Annotated in this window: 13 protein-coding genes; 4 read left to right on the forward strand and 9 right to left on the reverse strand. The window is 72.9% G+C overall.

Annotation, left to right across the window (positions count from 1 at the left end; genetic code table 11):
- Positions 1-58: 58 nt before the first annotated feature.
- Both VGO20_RS20770 and VGO20_RS20775 read right to left on the reverse strand, forming a co-directional pair.
- Complete coding sequence (locus VGO20_RS20770; protein WP_327504290.1) at positions 59-526, reverse strand: anthrone oxygenase family protein; 468 nt, start codon at positions 524-526, stop codon at positions 59-61.
- Complete coding sequence (locus VGO20_RS20775) at positions 526-1521, reverse strand: SDR family oxidoreductase (RefSeq protein WP_327504291.1); 996 nt, start codon at positions 1519-1521, stop codon at positions 526-528. The genes VGO20_RS20770 and VGO20_RS20775 overlap by 1 nt, the downstream gene beginning before the upstream one ends.
- Before the next feature lie 77 nt (positions 1522-1598).
- Between VGO20_RS20775 and VGO20_RS20780 the strand changes: the two genes are divergently transcribed.
- Positions 1599-2198 carry a TetR/AcrR family transcriptional regulator gene (locus tag VGO20_RS20780; protein ID WP_327504292.1) on the forward strand — a complete coding sequence of 200 codons (600 nt, stop codon included), beginning with the start codon at positions 1599-1601 and terminating at the stop codon, positions 2196-2198.
- A gap of 10 nt (positions 2199-2208) precedes the next feature.
- Here the strand turns inward: VGO20_RS20780 and VGO20_RS20785 are convergent, their stop codons facing one another.
- The gene (locus VGO20_RS20785; RefSeq protein ID WP_327504293.1) at positions 2209-2526 is read right to left on the reverse strand and encodes a DMT family transporter; all 318 of its coding nucleotides are present in this window, start codon (positions 2524-2526) and stop codon (positions 2209-2211) included.
- Position 2527: 1 nt separating this feature from the next.
- Entirely contained in the window at positions 2528-3268 is a 741-nt protein-coding gene (locus VGO20_RS20790; RefSeq protein ID WP_414639869.1) for an SDR family NAD(P)-dependent oxidoreductase, read from the reverse strand.
- Positions 3269-3371: 103 nt separating this feature from the next.
- Here VGO20_RS20790 and VGO20_RS20795 point away from each other — a divergent pair, with 103 nt between their 5' ends.
- Positions 3372-3983: a TetR/AcrR family transcriptional regulator gene (locus VGO20_RS20795; RefSeq protein WP_327504294.1), complete on the forward strand. Its 612-nt coding sequence runs from the start codon at positions 3372-3374 to the stop codon at positions 3981-3983.
- 6 nt (positions 3984-3989) lie between these two features.
- Here VGO20_RS20795 and VGO20_RS20800 read toward each other — a convergent pair whose 3' ends face one another.
- The 3 genes from VGO20_RS20800 to VGO20_RS20810 form a co-directional block, all read right to left on the reverse strand.
- Complete coding sequence (locus VGO20_RS20800) at positions 3990-4934, reverse strand: DMT family transporter (protein WP_327504295.1); 945 nt, start codon at positions 4932-4934, stop codon at positions 3990-3992.
- A 192-nt stretch (positions 4935-5126) separates the two neighbouring features.
- Complete coding sequence (locus tag VGO20_RS20805; protein ID WP_327504296.1) at positions 5127-5894, reverse strand: VOC family protein; 768 nt, start codon at positions 5892-5894, stop codon at positions 5127-5129.
- Positions 5891-6772, reverse strand: a complete 882-nt coding sequence (locus VGO20_RS20810) for a helix-turn-helix domain-containing protein (RefSeq protein ID WP_327504297.1) — start codon at positions 6770-6772, stop codon at positions 5891-5893. The genes VGO20_RS20805 and VGO20_RS20810 overlap by 4 nt, the downstream gene beginning before the upstream one ends.
- A 110-nt stretch (positions 6773-6882) precedes the next feature.
- Here VGO20_RS20810 and VGO20_RS20815 point away from each other — a divergent pair, with 110 nt between their 5' ends.
- Entirely contained in the window at positions 6883-7737 is an 855-nt protein-coding gene (locus VGO20_RS20815) for a universal stress protein (RefSeq protein ID WP_327504298.1), read from the forward strand.
- 128 nt (positions 7738-7865) lie between these two features.
- Here the strand turns inward: VGO20_RS20815 and VGO20_RS20820 are convergent, their stop codons facing one another.
- Positions 7866-8924, reverse strand: coding sequence for a hypothetical protein (locus VGO20_RS20820; RefSeq protein ID WP_327504299.1), 1059 nt, complete (start codon positions 8922-8924; stop codon positions 7866-7868).
- Positions 8925-9012: 88 nt separating this feature from the next.
- Positions 9013-10191, reverse strand: a complete 1179-nt coding sequence (locus tag VGO20_RS20825) for an NAD(P)/FAD-dependent oxidoreductase (protein WP_327504300.1) — start codon at positions 10189-10191, stop codon at positions 9013-9015.
- 201 nt (positions 10192-10392) lie between these two features.
- On the opposite strand from VGO20_RS20825, the gene VGO20_RS20830 reads away from it, so the two are divergent.
- Complete coding sequence (locus tag VGO20_RS20830; RefSeq protein WP_327504301.1) at positions 10393-15261, forward strand: NAD-glutamate dehydrogenase; 4869 nt, start codon at positions 10393-10395, stop codon at positions 15259-15261.
- Positions 15262-15276: the final 15 nt, after the last annotated feature.

Raw genomic sequence — 15276 nt, forward strand, 5'->3', positions numbered from 1 at the left:
CCCCGAACCCACGAGGCAAGGAGAAACTTCAGCGTTTGCTTAAGTTTTTGCGGGACCCTCACAGCGCCCTCAGCAGGCAGGCCGCGGCAGCGAGCGCGCAGGCCGTGCGCAAGTGGTTCCACAGGGTCCAGCGCTCGAGATAGGCCGCCCATACGCGGGCCCCCTCGGCGCTCGCGGGCTGGACGGCGGCCAGCGCGTCGTTCCAGGGCACGTTGAGCGCGATCGTCACCCCGAACGTGCCGGCGACGTAGAGGACGCCGCCCGCGAGCATGAAGGCGGCCCCGGGCTCTCCCCAGCGCAGCAGCGCCCAGGCGGCCAGCGCGACCCCGGCGGCCGCGGTGCCGAGGAACGGCACCATGAACCACGGGTTGATCACGACGACGTTGATCGACTGCATCGCCGATATCCCCTCGGCCGGCGGCAGCCGGCCGAGGGCCTTCATCACGAAGGTCGAGAAGGCGAAGAAGACGCCCGCCACCAGGCCCGAGCCGAGTGCGGCCAGCGTCACGAGCAGGCTGCCAGCCATCACGCCGCTCCCTCGGCGAGGATGCGCACGCCGGTCCGCTCGAACCGGGCGATGGCCGCGTCCGCGTCCAGCAGCGTTTCCGGCAGGTACAGCCCGCCCGCGGCCGGCGGCCGGCCGTCGAGGCCGAGCACGCGCTCCGCCGCCGTCGCGACGCCGAGCGCCGTCAGGTGCATCAGACCCTTCGGGTCGGACAGGATGGTCCGCCGCCGGCCGGGTTCGCCGGTTTCCAGGACGCCTTCGAGATCGATCAGCACGTCGCTCGACGGCGCGTCGCCGCCGCGGGTCCCGAGCGAGTCGCCGGCCGCGATGTCCACCCGCACGTCGGGCGCGCCGGTGATCGCGGCCAGGCTCGGCACGTCGAGCAGGCCGGTCGGGTAGGCGGGCAGCTCGCTGCCGTCGGCGAGCACGACCGCCCGGCCGCTGGCAACGCCGTGCACCCAGGACCACGCGCCATCGCGGCGCAGCAGCGCGCGGGCGATCAGCCCCTCGGCGTCGCCGCCGGTCATCGGGCCGACGGGGTCGCGCGGGTCGAACAGGGCCGTCACCTCGACCTTCGAGATCCGGCGGAAGCGCCGCGCCGCCCGGAGGGCGACCATCGTCGCGACCCCGGCCATGCTGTGGCCGAGCAGCACGATCGGGCGCGACGGCGCCCCGCCCAGCGCCGCGAAGGCGGCCGGGGCGACGTCCTCGGCCTTGGTCGTGATGCCGATATGGCCGGCGCCGGCGGCGAGCGCGGCGTGCAGCAGCGCGCCGGCCGGGTCGTAGAGTGCTGCGACCACCAGGTCGGCGCCGGCGACGGCGTCCAGGCCGGTGCCGTCCGTCAGGTCGAGGCGGGCGGTGTGCGCGTTGCCGAGCTCGCGCGCCAGCGCCTCGCCGCGCTCGGGCGTCCGCGCGGCCAGGACGATCTCGACGCCGGCGTCGGTCGCCCTGAGCTGCCGGGCGACCTGGGTGCCGGTCAGCCCGGTGCCGCCGGCGATGAGGATGCGTCGTGCCATGTCGTGGTCTCCTTCCGTATTGCTTGACACGTGTCAAGTGAGCTAGAACTTTACACGTGTCAAGTGGGAGATCGCACATGGCCGGCAAGACCCGGAACGAACCGCCGGATACGCGGGAGCGGATCGTGGAAGCGACGTGGAAGCTGATGGAGGAGAGCCGGGACCTCCAGGTCCGCATCGCCGACATCGCGCAGGCGGCCGGCGTGTCGCGGCAGGCCGTGTACCTGCATTTCGGCAACCGCGCGAACCTGCTGCTCGCCGCGGTCCAGCACCGCGACCGCACCAGCCCGACCGGCGCGATCGCCCGCGCGGCTTTGAAGGACCCCGTTCCCGGCGCGCTCGGCACCTATGTCGAGGCGTGGTTCGCGCATATCCCGCGCATCCAGCCGGTCGCGCAGATGCTGTCGGCGGCGTCGCTGACCGATCCCGAGGCGCGGGTCGCGTGGGAGGACCGGATGGCGCTGCTGCGCCGGCTGACGACGGCGCTCGCCGGGCGGCTGGCGGCCGCGGGGCTGCTGGCGCCGGGCTGGACCGCCGAGCGGGCGGCGGACTGGATCTGGCACCGCACCCATCTCGACGGCTGGTGCCACCTCGTCGCCGACCGCGGATGGGACCCCGCCGACGCCGCGCGGCAGGTCCGCCTGTCGCTGGAGCGCGACCTGCTGCGCGTGGGCTGAACCGGCCGGCTCAGCCCTCGACCAGCTTGAGGCCGGCGACCCCGGCCAGGATCAGGGCGAGGCAGCCCAGCCGGGCCGGGGAGGCGGGCTCCCCGAACGCCACGATGCCGGCGACGGCGACCCCGGCGGTGCCGATCCCGACCCAGGCCGCATAGGCGGTGCCGACCGGTAGGCTCTTCAGCGCGAGTGCCAGGAGGTAGAAGCTCGCCGCCGCCGTGGCGATCCCGACCGCGCTCGGCACCGGGCGGGCGAAGCCGTCGGCGTGCTTGAGCGCGGTCGCCCAGACGATCTCCAGCAGCCCCGCCGCGACAAGGAGGACCCAGCCCATCTCAGGCACAGAACCCGCCGTCGACCGCGACCGCGGCGCCGGTCACGGTCCGCCCGCCTTCGCCGGCGAGATGGGCGACCATCGCCGCGACGTCGTCCGGCTCGCCATAGCGCCCCAGGGCCGAGAAAGCGCGCTCGCCGTCGGCCGCCTCGCCGTCGGCGGGGTTCATGTCGGTGTCGGTCGAGCCGGGATCGACGAGGTTGACGGTGATGCCGCGCGGGCCGAGGTCGCGCGCGAGGCCCTTGGTCAGCCCGACCAGCGCCGCCTTGCTGGCGGCGTACAGCGCCACTCCCGGATAGGGCACGCGGTGGGCGAGGCACGAGCCGATCGAGACGATGCGCCCGCCCTGGCCCATATGCGCCAGCGCCGCCTGCGCCGCGACGAAGGCCGAGCGGACGTGGATCGCCAGCGTCCGGTCGATCTCCTCGACGGTAACCTCCTCAGGCGGGCCGTAGGGGAAGATCCCGGCATTGTTGACCAGGACGTCGAGCCGGCCGAACGCGCGCACCGCCTGCCCGACCGCCCCGGCGACCGCGTCGGCGTCCGCGCTGTCGGCCCGGATCGCCAGGCAGCGCCGGCCGAGCGCCTCCACCTCCGCCGTCACGGCCGCGGCAGCGTCGGCCCGGCTCGCATAGGTGAAGGCTACGTCCGCGCCGTCCCGGGCCAGCCGCTTCACGATCGCGGCGCCGATCCCCCGGCTGCCGCCGGTCACGAGCGCCGCCTTGCCCTCCAAGGTCCCCATCTTTCAGCTCCAATTATGTACCTGTCGGTACTGAATCGGTAGGGGACTTGCCAGCGGCGGTCAAGCGATTTATTTACTGCTAGGTACAGAAAGGAAGGCGGCGATGGCGGAGAGGGGGCGCCCGCGGGCGTTCGACCGCGCGCAGGCGCTGCGCCGGGCGATGACGGTGTTCTGGTCGCGCGGCTACGAGGGAACCTCGATCGGCGACCTGACCGAGGTGATGGGCATCAACAAGCCCAGCCTCTACGCCGCCTTCGGCTGCAAGGAAGAACTGTTCCTGGAGGCGATCGCCCTCTACGACGCGGTCGAGGGCAACGCGGGCGAGCGCGCGCTGCGCGACGGGCCGACCGCGCGCGCCGCGGTAGAGGCGATGCTGCGGGAGAACGCCCAGGCCTATTCGGCGTCCGACAAGCCGCCGGGCTGCATGGTCGTTCTGTCGGCGATCCTCGGCACGCCGGAGAACCGGGCCGTGCGCGAGCGCCTGGCGGAGAACCGCAGGGCCGGGCAGGAGGCGCTGCGCCGGCGGCTCGACCGGGGGATCGCGGAGGGCGACGTCCCGCCGGGCACCGACACGGCGCGCCTCGCCGCCTTCTACACGACCGTGCTCGAGGGGCTGTCGATCCAGGCGCGCGACGGCGCCTCCGGCGAGGCGCTGCAGGCGATCGTCGACTGCGCCCTGCAGGCTTGGGACGTGCTGGTGGCGCCGGCGCCCTGAGGCGCCTCAGCCGGCCGGCCGGCGCGCCCGCGAGGCGACGGCCACGCCCGCGAGGACGACGAGGCCGCCCGCGATCTCGCGCAGTCCGACCGCCTCGCCCAGCAGGCCGAAGCCCAGCAGGATCGTCCAGATCGGAACGAGGTAGCCGTTCATCGAACCCACGGTCGGGCCGGCGAGGCGCAGAACGTTCATGTACAGGACGATCGGCAGCGCCGTCGCGAACAGGCCGAGGGCCGCCAGCGCCGCCGCGTGCTGCGGCACGGCCGCGAAGGCGGCGGGACCGCCGAGCGCCAGCACCAGGACCAGGGTCGGCACGCCGGAGAAGACCTGCTGGCCGAAGGCGAGGCGCAGAGGCCGCGGGTCGGGAATGCTGCGCACATAGACATTGCCGATCGCGTAGCTGACCGCGGTCGCGACCATGGCCAGCGTGCCGGGAAGGCTGCCGGCACCGCCGAAGGCGGCAGGCCCGACGAGGACCGCCATGCCGGCGAACCCGATCAGCACGCCCGCCGCACGCCTGCCGTCCAGGCGCTCGTCCGCGAACAGCGCGTGGGCCAGCACCGCCACCATCAGGGGGGCCGAAGCCTGGATCAGCGAGGTGAGGCCGGCCGTGATCTCGGTCAGGGCATAGGCCGTCAGCGTATTGGGGACGATGCCCTGGGCGACGCCGAGGACGATCCAGTCGCGCCACTCGCGCCCGCGCGGCCATGCGATCCCGCCGCGCGCCAGCACCCACAGCGCTAGCAGGCCGCCCCCCATGGCGCCGCGTGCCGCGGTCAGCGCCAGCGGCGACAGGTCGGTCCCGATCACCTTCATCAGCAGGAAGGAACTCGCCCACAGGAACGAGCAGGCGAGCATCTGGGCGAGCAGGCCCCCGGGTCCGGCCGACGCCGCGGCCAGGGGAGCGGCGCCGGCGGCGATCTCCGGGCCGGCGAACCGTTTCTGCGTCATCTCGAACTCTCTATCGGGGCTTCGCATCAAGGTGTCAGGAAGATTGGCCCCGGGTAAGTGCCTGAAATCGAAATAGTGATGGTTCCACTTTCGCCTGTGGTGACCGGCTTTGCGCCGGGTGTCCGGCCGCTGGCTGGGCGGGTCGACGTTCTTCCCGGACCTCGTTCCCGATCCGCGCCCGAGCCGGGCCGATCACCCCCGTGACCACACCGCCAGCTCGTAGCCGTCGGGGTCGGCGAAGTGGAAGCGGCGCCCGCCGGGGAAGCCGAAGATCGGTCGCACGATCCGCCCGCCTGCCGCCTGGACGCGGGCGAGCGCGTCCTCGAGATCGTCGGCATAGAGGATGACCAGCGGCCCGCCCGGCGCCGGCATGCCCTCGGTCGTGAAGCCGCCCTTCAGCCGGCCGTCCGCGAACTCGACATAGGTCGGGCCGTAGTCGGTGAAGGTCCAGCCGAAGGCGGCGCCGTAGAACGCCTTCGAGCGCGCGAGGTCCGCCACCGCCAGCTCGACGTAGTCGATGCGGCTGTCCCGGTACGAGGCGGGCGCCGTCGACGCCCCGCCCGGCGCCTCCAGCAGCGCCTTCAGCGCGCCGAGGTCCTGGACCACCCAGTCCGCATCGCGCGCGAAGACCGCGTCGCTCATCCCGGGCTGACGGAACAGCGTCAGCGCCACCTCGGCGCCGGTGCCGTTTGCGACGACGCGCAGCGGCACTCGGACTTCGGTGCCGGCCGGCGTGGTCACGACGTGATCGAGCACGCCGAAGCCGTTCGGCTCGCTGAAGCGGATCGTGATCGGCCCCTCGGGTCCCTCGGCGGCCCAGGCGTCGCCCTCCCGGCGAAGCCCGGCGCCCAGGCCCGAGGCCCACAGCGCGAAGGTCTCCGGCCGGCTCGCGAAGGCGTAGACCGCGTCCCGGTCGCGATCGATGCGGACGGTGATGGTCCGCGATTCCAGCGTCGTCATGGTTCCTCCTTCTGGTCGGGCTTCTGGTCGGGCCGCATGCTGGGCCGATCCGGTGCCGGCGTCTTGAACGGAACGGCCACGTCCTCCTCGCCGGCGAGGGCGGCCGCGACCTCACTTGGCGTCGCGGTGGCGAAGCGCCGGCACTCGCGGGCGAGATGGGCCTGGTCGGCATAGCCGGCATCGGCGGCGAGTGCCGCGAGCGTGCCCGTGCCGGCGCGGGCGAGCCGCAGGAAGCGCTGGAATCTCAGGATGCCGTCCAGCGTCTTCGGCCCGAAGCCGAAGGCCTCGTGGAAGCGCCGGCGCAACGTGCGCTCGGCGGTGCCGAGCTCCCCGGCCAGCCAGCGGACGGTCTGGCCGCCCGTCGGGGCGCCGGTCCGCAGCAGGCCGAACGCCGCCCTCATCCGCGGGTCGGCCGGCCCGGTCGCCGCCGCCCGCGGGGCGAGTGCCGTCTCGATCGCCTCGACGAGCGCCGGCAGGCCGCGCGTCTCGCCGGCGGCCTCGGCGATGCGTCGCGCCTGCGCGCCCCAGAACGCCTCCAGCGGCACCCGCCGGTCGACGAGCTCGCAGGCCGGCACGCCGAGCCAGGAGGCGGCCGCCCCCGCACGGAAGCGCAGGCCTACCACCGTCGAGCCCGGGCGAGGCATCTCGCGCTGCGGGCCGCGGTCGGGGCCCGCGATCCGCAGCGTGCCTTCGAACCACTGAAGATCGACGCAGCCGTCCGGCACGACGAGGATGGGCCTGCCGGCCGGGGCGGCCGGCAGGCGATGGACCCACACGCGGGCGAAGTGGCCGCGAAGGCACGGGACCGCCGCCCGCTCGCGATAGCGGCCGAGTGTCTGCGCGAGTGCGGCGCGGTTCTCGTCGGACGTCACGGGCACGGGGCCTCGCAGGGGGTTACCGCCAAAGGGCGCGCCGACGGCCCGGTTCCGGGGCGCCGCTCGGCCATGGTAGCATCCCGCGTATCGGAAAGAGCGAGGGAGAGGCGACGATGCTGAGCGTTCTCATTCCCGTCGAAGACTGCGAGATGCTGCCCGCCGTGCTCGGCACGGGGATGCGGTTCGCGCGGCGCTACGGCGCCTATGTCGAAGGCGCCTGGCTGCGCCCGGACCCGACGGCGGCGGCCTTCCAGACCGACATGGGGGCGGCCCCGGTGGTGCTCCCCGACCTGGAGCGCGAGACGTGGGAGGCGGTCGCGAAGACCCGCGACGCATTCCGCGAGGCGCTTGCGGCCCATGGTCTCGGCGGCCCCGGTCCCGGCCCCGAGCTTGGCCGGCCTGGCATGCCGGCGTCCAATTTCCGGTCCGATGCGGCGGCCGGCGACGCCGACCTCGCCCGCTACGCCCGGCTGTTCGACGTCGCCGTGCTCGGCCAGCCCGACCCGCGGGCGGCGGCGCCGCGGCGCTCCACCTTCGAGACCGTCCTGTTCGAGAGCGGGCGGCCGGTCCTGCTGGCGCCGCCGGTCGCGCCCGAGACGATCGGCGATACGGTCGTCGTCGCCTGGAACGGCAGTACCGAGACGGCGCGTACCCTCGCCTTCGCCCGGCCGCTGCTGCAGGACGCCCGGCGCATCGTCATCCTGTCGGTCGAGGGCGGAATGGTCGACGGGCCCGAGGGCACGGACGTGGTCCGCGCGCTGCGCCGCGTCGGGCTGAACGCGGAGGCCCGCCACGTCGCCGGGGACGGCGACACCGGGCGGTCGATCCTGCGCGAATGCCGCACGCTCGGCGCCGACCTGCTGATCAAGGGCGCCTACACCCAGAGCCGGCTGCGCCAGATGATCTTCGGCGGCGCCACCAGCCTGATCATCCAGATGGCGCATCTGCCGGTGCTGATGGCCCATTGAGCGCGCCCGGCGCGCGGGTCTATCGAATGAGCGCCTCCGGCGCTCGGGTCTACTGATGAGCGCCTCCGGCGCTCGGGTCACCGGCCCGCCGCGAGACGCACGGCCGATCGGGACGAAGGCGTCTCCCGTCAGCCCAGGTCGGGCCAGTCGAAGCGGTAGTCCCGCCGCCCGAGGCCGGCGCGCACGGGCTTGCCGGCGATGTGCAGCACGATCCATTCCTCGCTGCGGACGTGGACCGGGCGCAGCGTCGCCGGATCGACCACCGCTTCGGTCACGGTTTCGCGGGCCACCGCGTCGAGCCGCGCCTCGGCGCCCCGGGCGCCGGCCAGCACCGGGATCAGGCCCGGCGGCAGGCGCGACAGGGCCGCCTCGAGTTCCGGCCCGTCGAGTCGAGCCGTGGCGCGCAGGCGGACGCAGCACGCGAATTCCCGGTCGGGGCCGAGATTCTCCAGCACGGCCGGCCGCATCAGCCGCCGGCCCTCCACCGCGACCGGCATCATGCCGACGCTCGAGCCGCCGGGCGCCGGGCCGAAATCGATCCAGGAGCCGACCCAGGCGTTCCACGGGTCCTCGGCCGCGGCCGCCAGCACGTCGTGCACCGCGGCCGAGCGCATCAGGCCGCGCGCGAGGTCGCGGTCGGCGGGATGGCCGGCGAAGGCGTCGGCCTCGGCCAGCGCCGCCAGCGCATCCGGAAGCCCGGTCACGCCGGCAACGCGGCCGTCGGTACCGATGCGGTAGCCGGGCGGCGCGGCGGCGGCGGCGGCGAACAGCGCGGTGCCCGGACGCATCGGTCCGCCCGCGCCCTCGCCGGCGTCGAGATGCAGGAGTTCCGCCGCCTGCGCCCGGACGTCGAAGCCGCCCTCGGCCGAGGGCGACACCGCCAGCACGTAGCGTGCCCGGGCACGGCGGCCGAGCGACTCGGCTTCCACCGCGACCGGCACCAGTGCCGGCACGGGCCAGGCGAAGGAGAACGGCGTGCGAGCGGCCGGCGCATGGGGTGCTGCGGAGATGGCTACAGGGGTGGACGCCGTCGAGGCCGGCGCGGGAGCCGTCACCGGCGTGACGCGGCTCGGGGCCGTCACGCAGCCGGCGAGCAGCGCCGCCGCGACCGCGGCCATCAACAGGCCGCCCGGCCTGCTTCCCGCCAGCCTGCCTCCCGTCGTTCCGTACGCACCGGTGCTCGCCATGGTCGGTCCAGCCCTCCGCTCTCTCTCGCGTCCAGTGTTGACCCGCGGGAGCCGATCCGGTCAAGCGGCATCGTGCCGGGCCATGGCTTCACACGACGTTCAACTCGCGGATCGGGCGGCCGGCGGCGATACGGTCGTAGCCGAACTCCGCGAGGTCGAGCGTGCGGTAGGCGCCGTGCTCCACCAGTTCGGCGATCGCGCGGCCGGCGGCCGGCGCCTGCTGCAGGCCGTGGCCGCTGAAGCCGTTGGCGAACAGGAGGTTGGAGACCTCGGGATGGGCCCCCAGGATCGCGTTCTGGTCGAAGGTGTTGTACTCGTAGAGCCCGGCCCAGGAACCCGTCAGCTTGATCGCCTCGAAGGCGGGAACGCGCCGGGCCAGCGCGGGCCAGATCGTCTCCTCGAACAGCGCGTGGTCGACCTCCAGCTCGGTCGTGTCCGGGTCGCGCTCGGCCGGCGGCGAGACGCCGCAGATGAACTGCGCGCCCTCGGGGCGGAAATAGACCCCGGTCGGGTCGATTACCAGCGGGCAGTCCGGCAGCGGCGCGCGGCAGTCGAAGACGAAGACCGAGCGCCGCCGGGGCGCCACCGGCAGATCCACTCCCCCCATGGCGGCGAGTGCTCGGGCGTGCGGGCCGGCCGCGTTCACCAGCGTGCCGCAGCCGATCCGGCGGCCGTCGGCGAGCCGGACCTCGGCGACCCGGCCGCCTTCGCGCCCGAGGCCGGCCGCCTCGGCGGTCAGGTACTCCACGCCGAGCGCCCGCGCCTTGCGCTTCAGGCCCTGGAGCAGGCTGTAGCCGTCGAACCATCCCTCGCCGGACAGGCCGAGCGAGCCGGCGGCGATGCCCTTGGTGGACAGCCAGGGATAGCGCCGGGCCAGATCCGCCGGCTCCAGCAGGGCCACGTCCGCCCCGTGCGTGCGCTGGACCGCGTGGTTGGCTTCCAGCACGCCGCGCCCGGCCCCGCTCGCGAGGAACAGGTAGCCGGGTTCCCTGAACGCCAGGTCCGGGCCCTCGCCGTCGACCGCGAGCAGCTCTCCGGCCGCGCGCAGGAAGGAGAGGCCGAAGCGCGACATCGCGATGTTGGCCGGGGTCGAGAACTGCTGGCGGATCGAGCTGGCGGACAGCGCGGAGGACGCCGCCCGGTAGGTCGGGTCCCGCTCGACGACCGCGACCGTTCCGTCGAAACCGGGACTCGCCGCCAGGAAATACGCGACCGCGCTGCCCACGGCGCCGCCGCCGACCACCACCACGTCGTACCGTCCGTCCACGTCCGCCTATCCTCGTTCCGGGAAACGCGTCACCATAAGGGGTGCCGCCCCGCCTGGAAAGAGGGCCGCCTTTCAGTCGCGTGCGGGCGCCGTCCGCGATCGTATTTCGCTCGTAACCATCCTTACAGTGCCGTGTTGTTCGGCTAAACTGCCGACCATAACGAAAGAAGCGACGCGTTCGCTCCGAGGAGGCATCGCATCATGGCCCTCAAGGCCGAGCAGCTCAAAGGCGAGCTGACCGAGAAGATCGTCCGCCAAGTCCGCGACAGGCTCAACCGCGACAAGGCGGACCCGGCGGAGAGGTTCGTCCGCCAGTTCTACGCCAACGTCCCGCCCGACGACATCGTGCAGTCGAGCCCGGACCAGCTCTACGGGGCGGCCCTGTCGATCTGGCAGTTCGGCCAGCAGCGCGAGCCCGACCGGCCGCGCGTGCGCGTCTACACGCCCCGCGTCGAGGAGCAGGGCTGGGCCGCCGGCCACACCGTGGTCGAGATCGTCAACGACGACATGCCGTTCCTGGTCGATTCGGTGACGGCGGAAGTGAACCGGCACAACCTGACGGTCCATCTCGTGATCCACCCGGTCGTGCGCGCCCGGCGCGACGCCCGCGGCGCACTGGTCGAGCTGTACGAACCCCAGGCGGCCCCGGCCGAGGCGCGGGCCGAGAGCTTCATGCATGTCGAGGTCGACGAGGTGTCCTCGCCCGAGGTGCTGGAGGCCCTGCGCGTAGACCTGGAGCGGGTGCTCGGCGACGTGCGCGCGGCGGTCGGGGACTGGCAGGCGATGCGCCGGCGCGCCGAGGCGGTGATCGAGGAGGTGGGGGGGACCGGCGTGCCCGTGCCCCGCGACGAGCTGGACGAAGGCCTCGACTTCCTGCGCTGGCTCAACGACGACAACTTCACCTTCCTCGGATGCCGCTCGTACCGCTTCGAGGACGGCAGCGAGGACGCCTCGCTGGCGGTGGTTCCCGACAGCGGGCTCGGCATCCTGCGCGACGAGAACTACCTGGTCTTCCAGGGCCTGCGGAACTTCCAGGCGCTGCCGCCGGAGGTCCGGCAGTTCATGCGCCAGCCGCGGCTGTTGCTGGTCACGAAGTCGAACCGCAAGTCGACGGTGCACCGGCCGACCCAGATGGACGCCATCTTCGTCAAGGTGTTCGACGAGAATGGCGAGGTCGCGGGCGAGCACCTGTTCGTGGGGCTGTTCACCTCCGTCGCCTATTCGCGCAGCACGCGCGACATCCCGTTCCTGCGCAAGAAGGTGACCCGCGTGCTGCAGCGCGCCGGCTTCGAGCCGCGCTCGCACGACGGCAAGGCGCTGATCCACATCCTCGAGGGCTTCCAGCGCGACGAGCTGTTCCAGATCGGCGACGACGAGCTGTACGAGATCGCGCTCGGCGTGCTGCACCTCCAGGAACGCCAGCGCACCGCGCTGTTCGTGCGCCGCGACCCGTTCGAACGGTTCGTGACCTGCCTGGTCTTCGTGCCGCGCGACCGCTACGACACCGACCTGCGCCGGCGCATCCAGGCCATCCTCGAGACGGCCTTCCGCGGCACCAGCACGACCTTCTACACCCAGCTCGCCGAGAGCGTGCTGGCGCGCGTCCAGTTCCACGTAGAGACGACGCCGGGCGCGATCCCGGACGTCGACCTCGCCGAGCTGGAGGCCCGCCTGATCGAGGCGAGCCGCGCCTGGTCCGACCGGCTGCTGGACGCGCTGGTCGAAGCCCGGGGCGAGGAACAGGGGCTCAGGCTGCACCGGCGCTACACCGGGGCCTTCCCGACCTCGTACCGCGAGAACTTCGGGGCCGAGGTCGCGGTCTTCGACATCGAGCGCATCGAGCAGGCGCTGCACACGCGCACGCTGGGCCTCAACCTCTACCGCCGGATCGAGGCGGGGGACGACGAGCTGCACCTGAAGCTCTACCACGAGGGTGCCGCCGTGCCGCTGTCGGACGCGCTGCCGATGCTCGAGCGCATGGGGCTGAAGGTGCTGTCCGAGGCCGGGCCGTTCGAGATCCGGATCATGGGCCGGCAGGAGCCGGTCTGGATGCACGATTTCGCGATGAGCACGCGCAGCGGCGCCACCGTCGACCTGCGGGAGGTCAAGCAGGCGTTCCAGGACGCTTTCGCGCGCGTGTGGGCCGGCGAAACGGAGAACGACGGCTTCAACCGACTGGTGCTGCTGGCCGGGCTCGGCTGGCGCGAGGTGATGGTGCTGCGCGCCTACGCGAAGTACCTGCGCCAGGCGCGGCTGCAGTTCAGCCAGGACTACCTGGAAGACGCGCTGTCCGCGCATCCCGCGATCACGCGCCAGATCGTGCGCCTGTTCCGGACCCTGCACGATCCCGCCCGGCCGGGCACGGCGGAGGACCGGCGGACCGCGGCGAACGGCATCCTGGTCGAGATCGAGCACCGGCTGGACGCGGTCGCGAACCTGGACGAGGACCGCATCCTGCGCCGCTTCCTCAACCTCGTCCGCTCGACCCTGCGCACCAATTTCTTCCAGACGCAGCCCGACGGCATGCCCAAGCCCCATCTGGCGCTCAAGCTCGACAGCCGGTCGATCGACGACCTGCCGCTGCCGCGGCCCTGGGTCGAGATGTTCGTCTACAGCCCGCGGGTCGAGGGCGTGCACCTGCGCGGCGGCAAGGTCGCGCGCGGCGGCATCCGCTGGTCCGACCGGCGCGAGGATTTCCGGACCGAGATCCTCGGCCTGATGAAGGCGCAGACCGTCAAGAACGCGGTGATCGTGCCGGTCGGGGCCAAGGGCGGCTTCGTCGTCAAGCGGCCGCCGGCACCGTCGCTGGGCCGCGACGCCTGGCTCGCCGAGGGGATCGAGTGCTACCGCACCTTCATCCGCGGCCTGCTCGACGTCACCGACACGCTCGGGCGCGACGGCGAGGTGATCGTGCCGCCGGACGTCGTCCGGCTCGACGGCGACGACCCCTATCTGGTCGTCGCGGCGGACAAGGGCACCGCGACCTTCTCCGACATCGCCAACGGCATCGCCATCGACTACGGCTTCTGGCTCGGGGACGCCTTCGCGTCCGGGGGCTCGCAGGGCTACGACCACAAGAAGATGGGCATCACCGCCCGCGGCGCCTGGGAATCGGTCAAGCGCCACTTCCGCGAACTGGGCACCGACATCCAGACGCAGGACTTCACGGTCGTCGGCGTCGGCGACATGTCGGGCGACGTGTTCGGCAACGGCATGCTTCTGTCGCGTCACATCCGGCTGGTCGGCGCGTTCAATCACCTGCACATATTCTGCGATCCGGACCCCGATCCCGAACGGAGCTGGGAGGAGAGGCAGCGCCTGTTCGACCTGCCCCGCTCGACCTGGGCCGACTACGACGCGCAGGCGCTTTCGCCGGGGGCCCGCATCTACGAGCGCGCGGCCAAGTCGATCGAGCTGACGCCCCAGATCCGGGCGCGCTTCGGCATCGCGCGCGAGCGCGTGACGCCGGCCGAGCTGGTCCAGGCGATGCTGAAGGCGGAGACCGACCTGCTGTGGTTCGGCGGCATCGGCACCTACGTGAAGTGCTCCGACGAGAGCCACGCGGAAGTCGGCGACAAGACCAACGACGGGCTCCGGGTCGATGCCGACGAGCTTCACGCCCGCGTCGTCGGCGAGGGGGCCAACCTCGCGATGACCCAGCGCGCGCGCATCGAGGCGGCCGGCCGGGGCGTCAAGCTGAACACGGACGCAATCGACAACTCCGCCGGCGTTGACACCTCCGACCACGAGGTGAACATCAAGATCGTGCTCGGCGACGTGGTCGGGCGCGGCGACATGACCCTCAAGCAGCGCGACCGCCTGCTCGTCGACATGACCGACGAGGTGGCGGCCCTGGTGCTCGCCGACAACTACCTCCAGACCCAGGCGCTCAGCCTCACCGAGGTCGCGGCCCCGGACCTGCTGGAGAACCAGGCCCGCTTCATGCGCGCATTGGAGAAGGCGGGCGACCTGGACCGCGCGATCGAGGCGCTGCCGGGCGACGAGGAGATCGGCACCCGCATGGCCGCGCGCGCCGGCCTGACCCGGCCGGAAACGGCCGTGCTGCTGGCCTACGGCAAGATCGCGCTGTACCGGGACGTGCTCGCCTCCAACCTGCCGGACGATCCCGGGCTGACCGGGGACCTGCTGGCCTATTTCCCCGGCCCGCTGCGCGAGGGCTTCGCCGAGGCGGTGGCCCGCCACCGGCTGCGGCGCGAGATCGTCGCGACGGCGGTGACCAACAGCCTGGTGAACCGCTGCGGACCGACCTTCGTCATGGAGACGATGGAGAAGACGGGGATGGGGCCGAGCGACGTCGCGCGCGCCTATCTGGCGGTGCGCGAGGCGTTCGGCCTGCGACGGCTGTGGCAGGAGATCCAGGGCCTCGACAACCTCGTGCCCACGGCCTGCCAGTACGAAATGCTGGCCGAGACGCAGCGCCTGATCTACCGCGCGGTCTCCTGGCTGCTGGTCAATGTCGAGCCGCAGCCCCTCGATCTGCTGGCGACGCGCGAAGCCTTCGGGCCCGGAGTGACGGAGCTGTCGGAGAGCATCGAGGCGGTGCTGTGCGAGGACGACCGCCAGCGCCTGTCGGACCGGGCGGCACCCTGGATCGACGCCGGTGCGCCGGCCGGCCTGGCATCGCGGGTCGCGGCGCTGCCCCTCATGGGGGCGGCGCTCGAGGTGACGCGCATCGCCTCGCAGCTCGGCCGCTCCGTTCCGGAGGTCGCGACCGTCCACTACGCGCTCGGCCACCGCTTCGGGCTCGAATGGCTGCGCAGCCAGGCATACACCATCCGCACCGACACCCACTGGCAGCGCCAGGCGGTCGGCGCGATCGTCGACGACCTGTTCGCGCTCCAGGGCAGCCTGAGCGTCAAGGTGCTGTCGTCCTCGGCGGCGGCCGTGCCCGGCGAGGGCGACCGCCTGATCGACGACTGGATCGCCGCCCGCCCGGGACCGGTGGAGCGGATCGTCCAACTCCTGGGCGAGCTGCGGGCCCAGCCGGTGGTCGACCTCGCGATGCTCGCGGTGGCCAACCGGCAGCTCAGGGGCCTGGTGGCGGGGTAGGGACACGCCCTACCT

It is taken from the genome of Arenibaculum sp. (assembly GCF_035998295.1).
Lineage (GTDB): Bacteria > Pseudomonadota > Alphaproteobacteria > Azospirillales > Azospirillaceae > DASYHS01.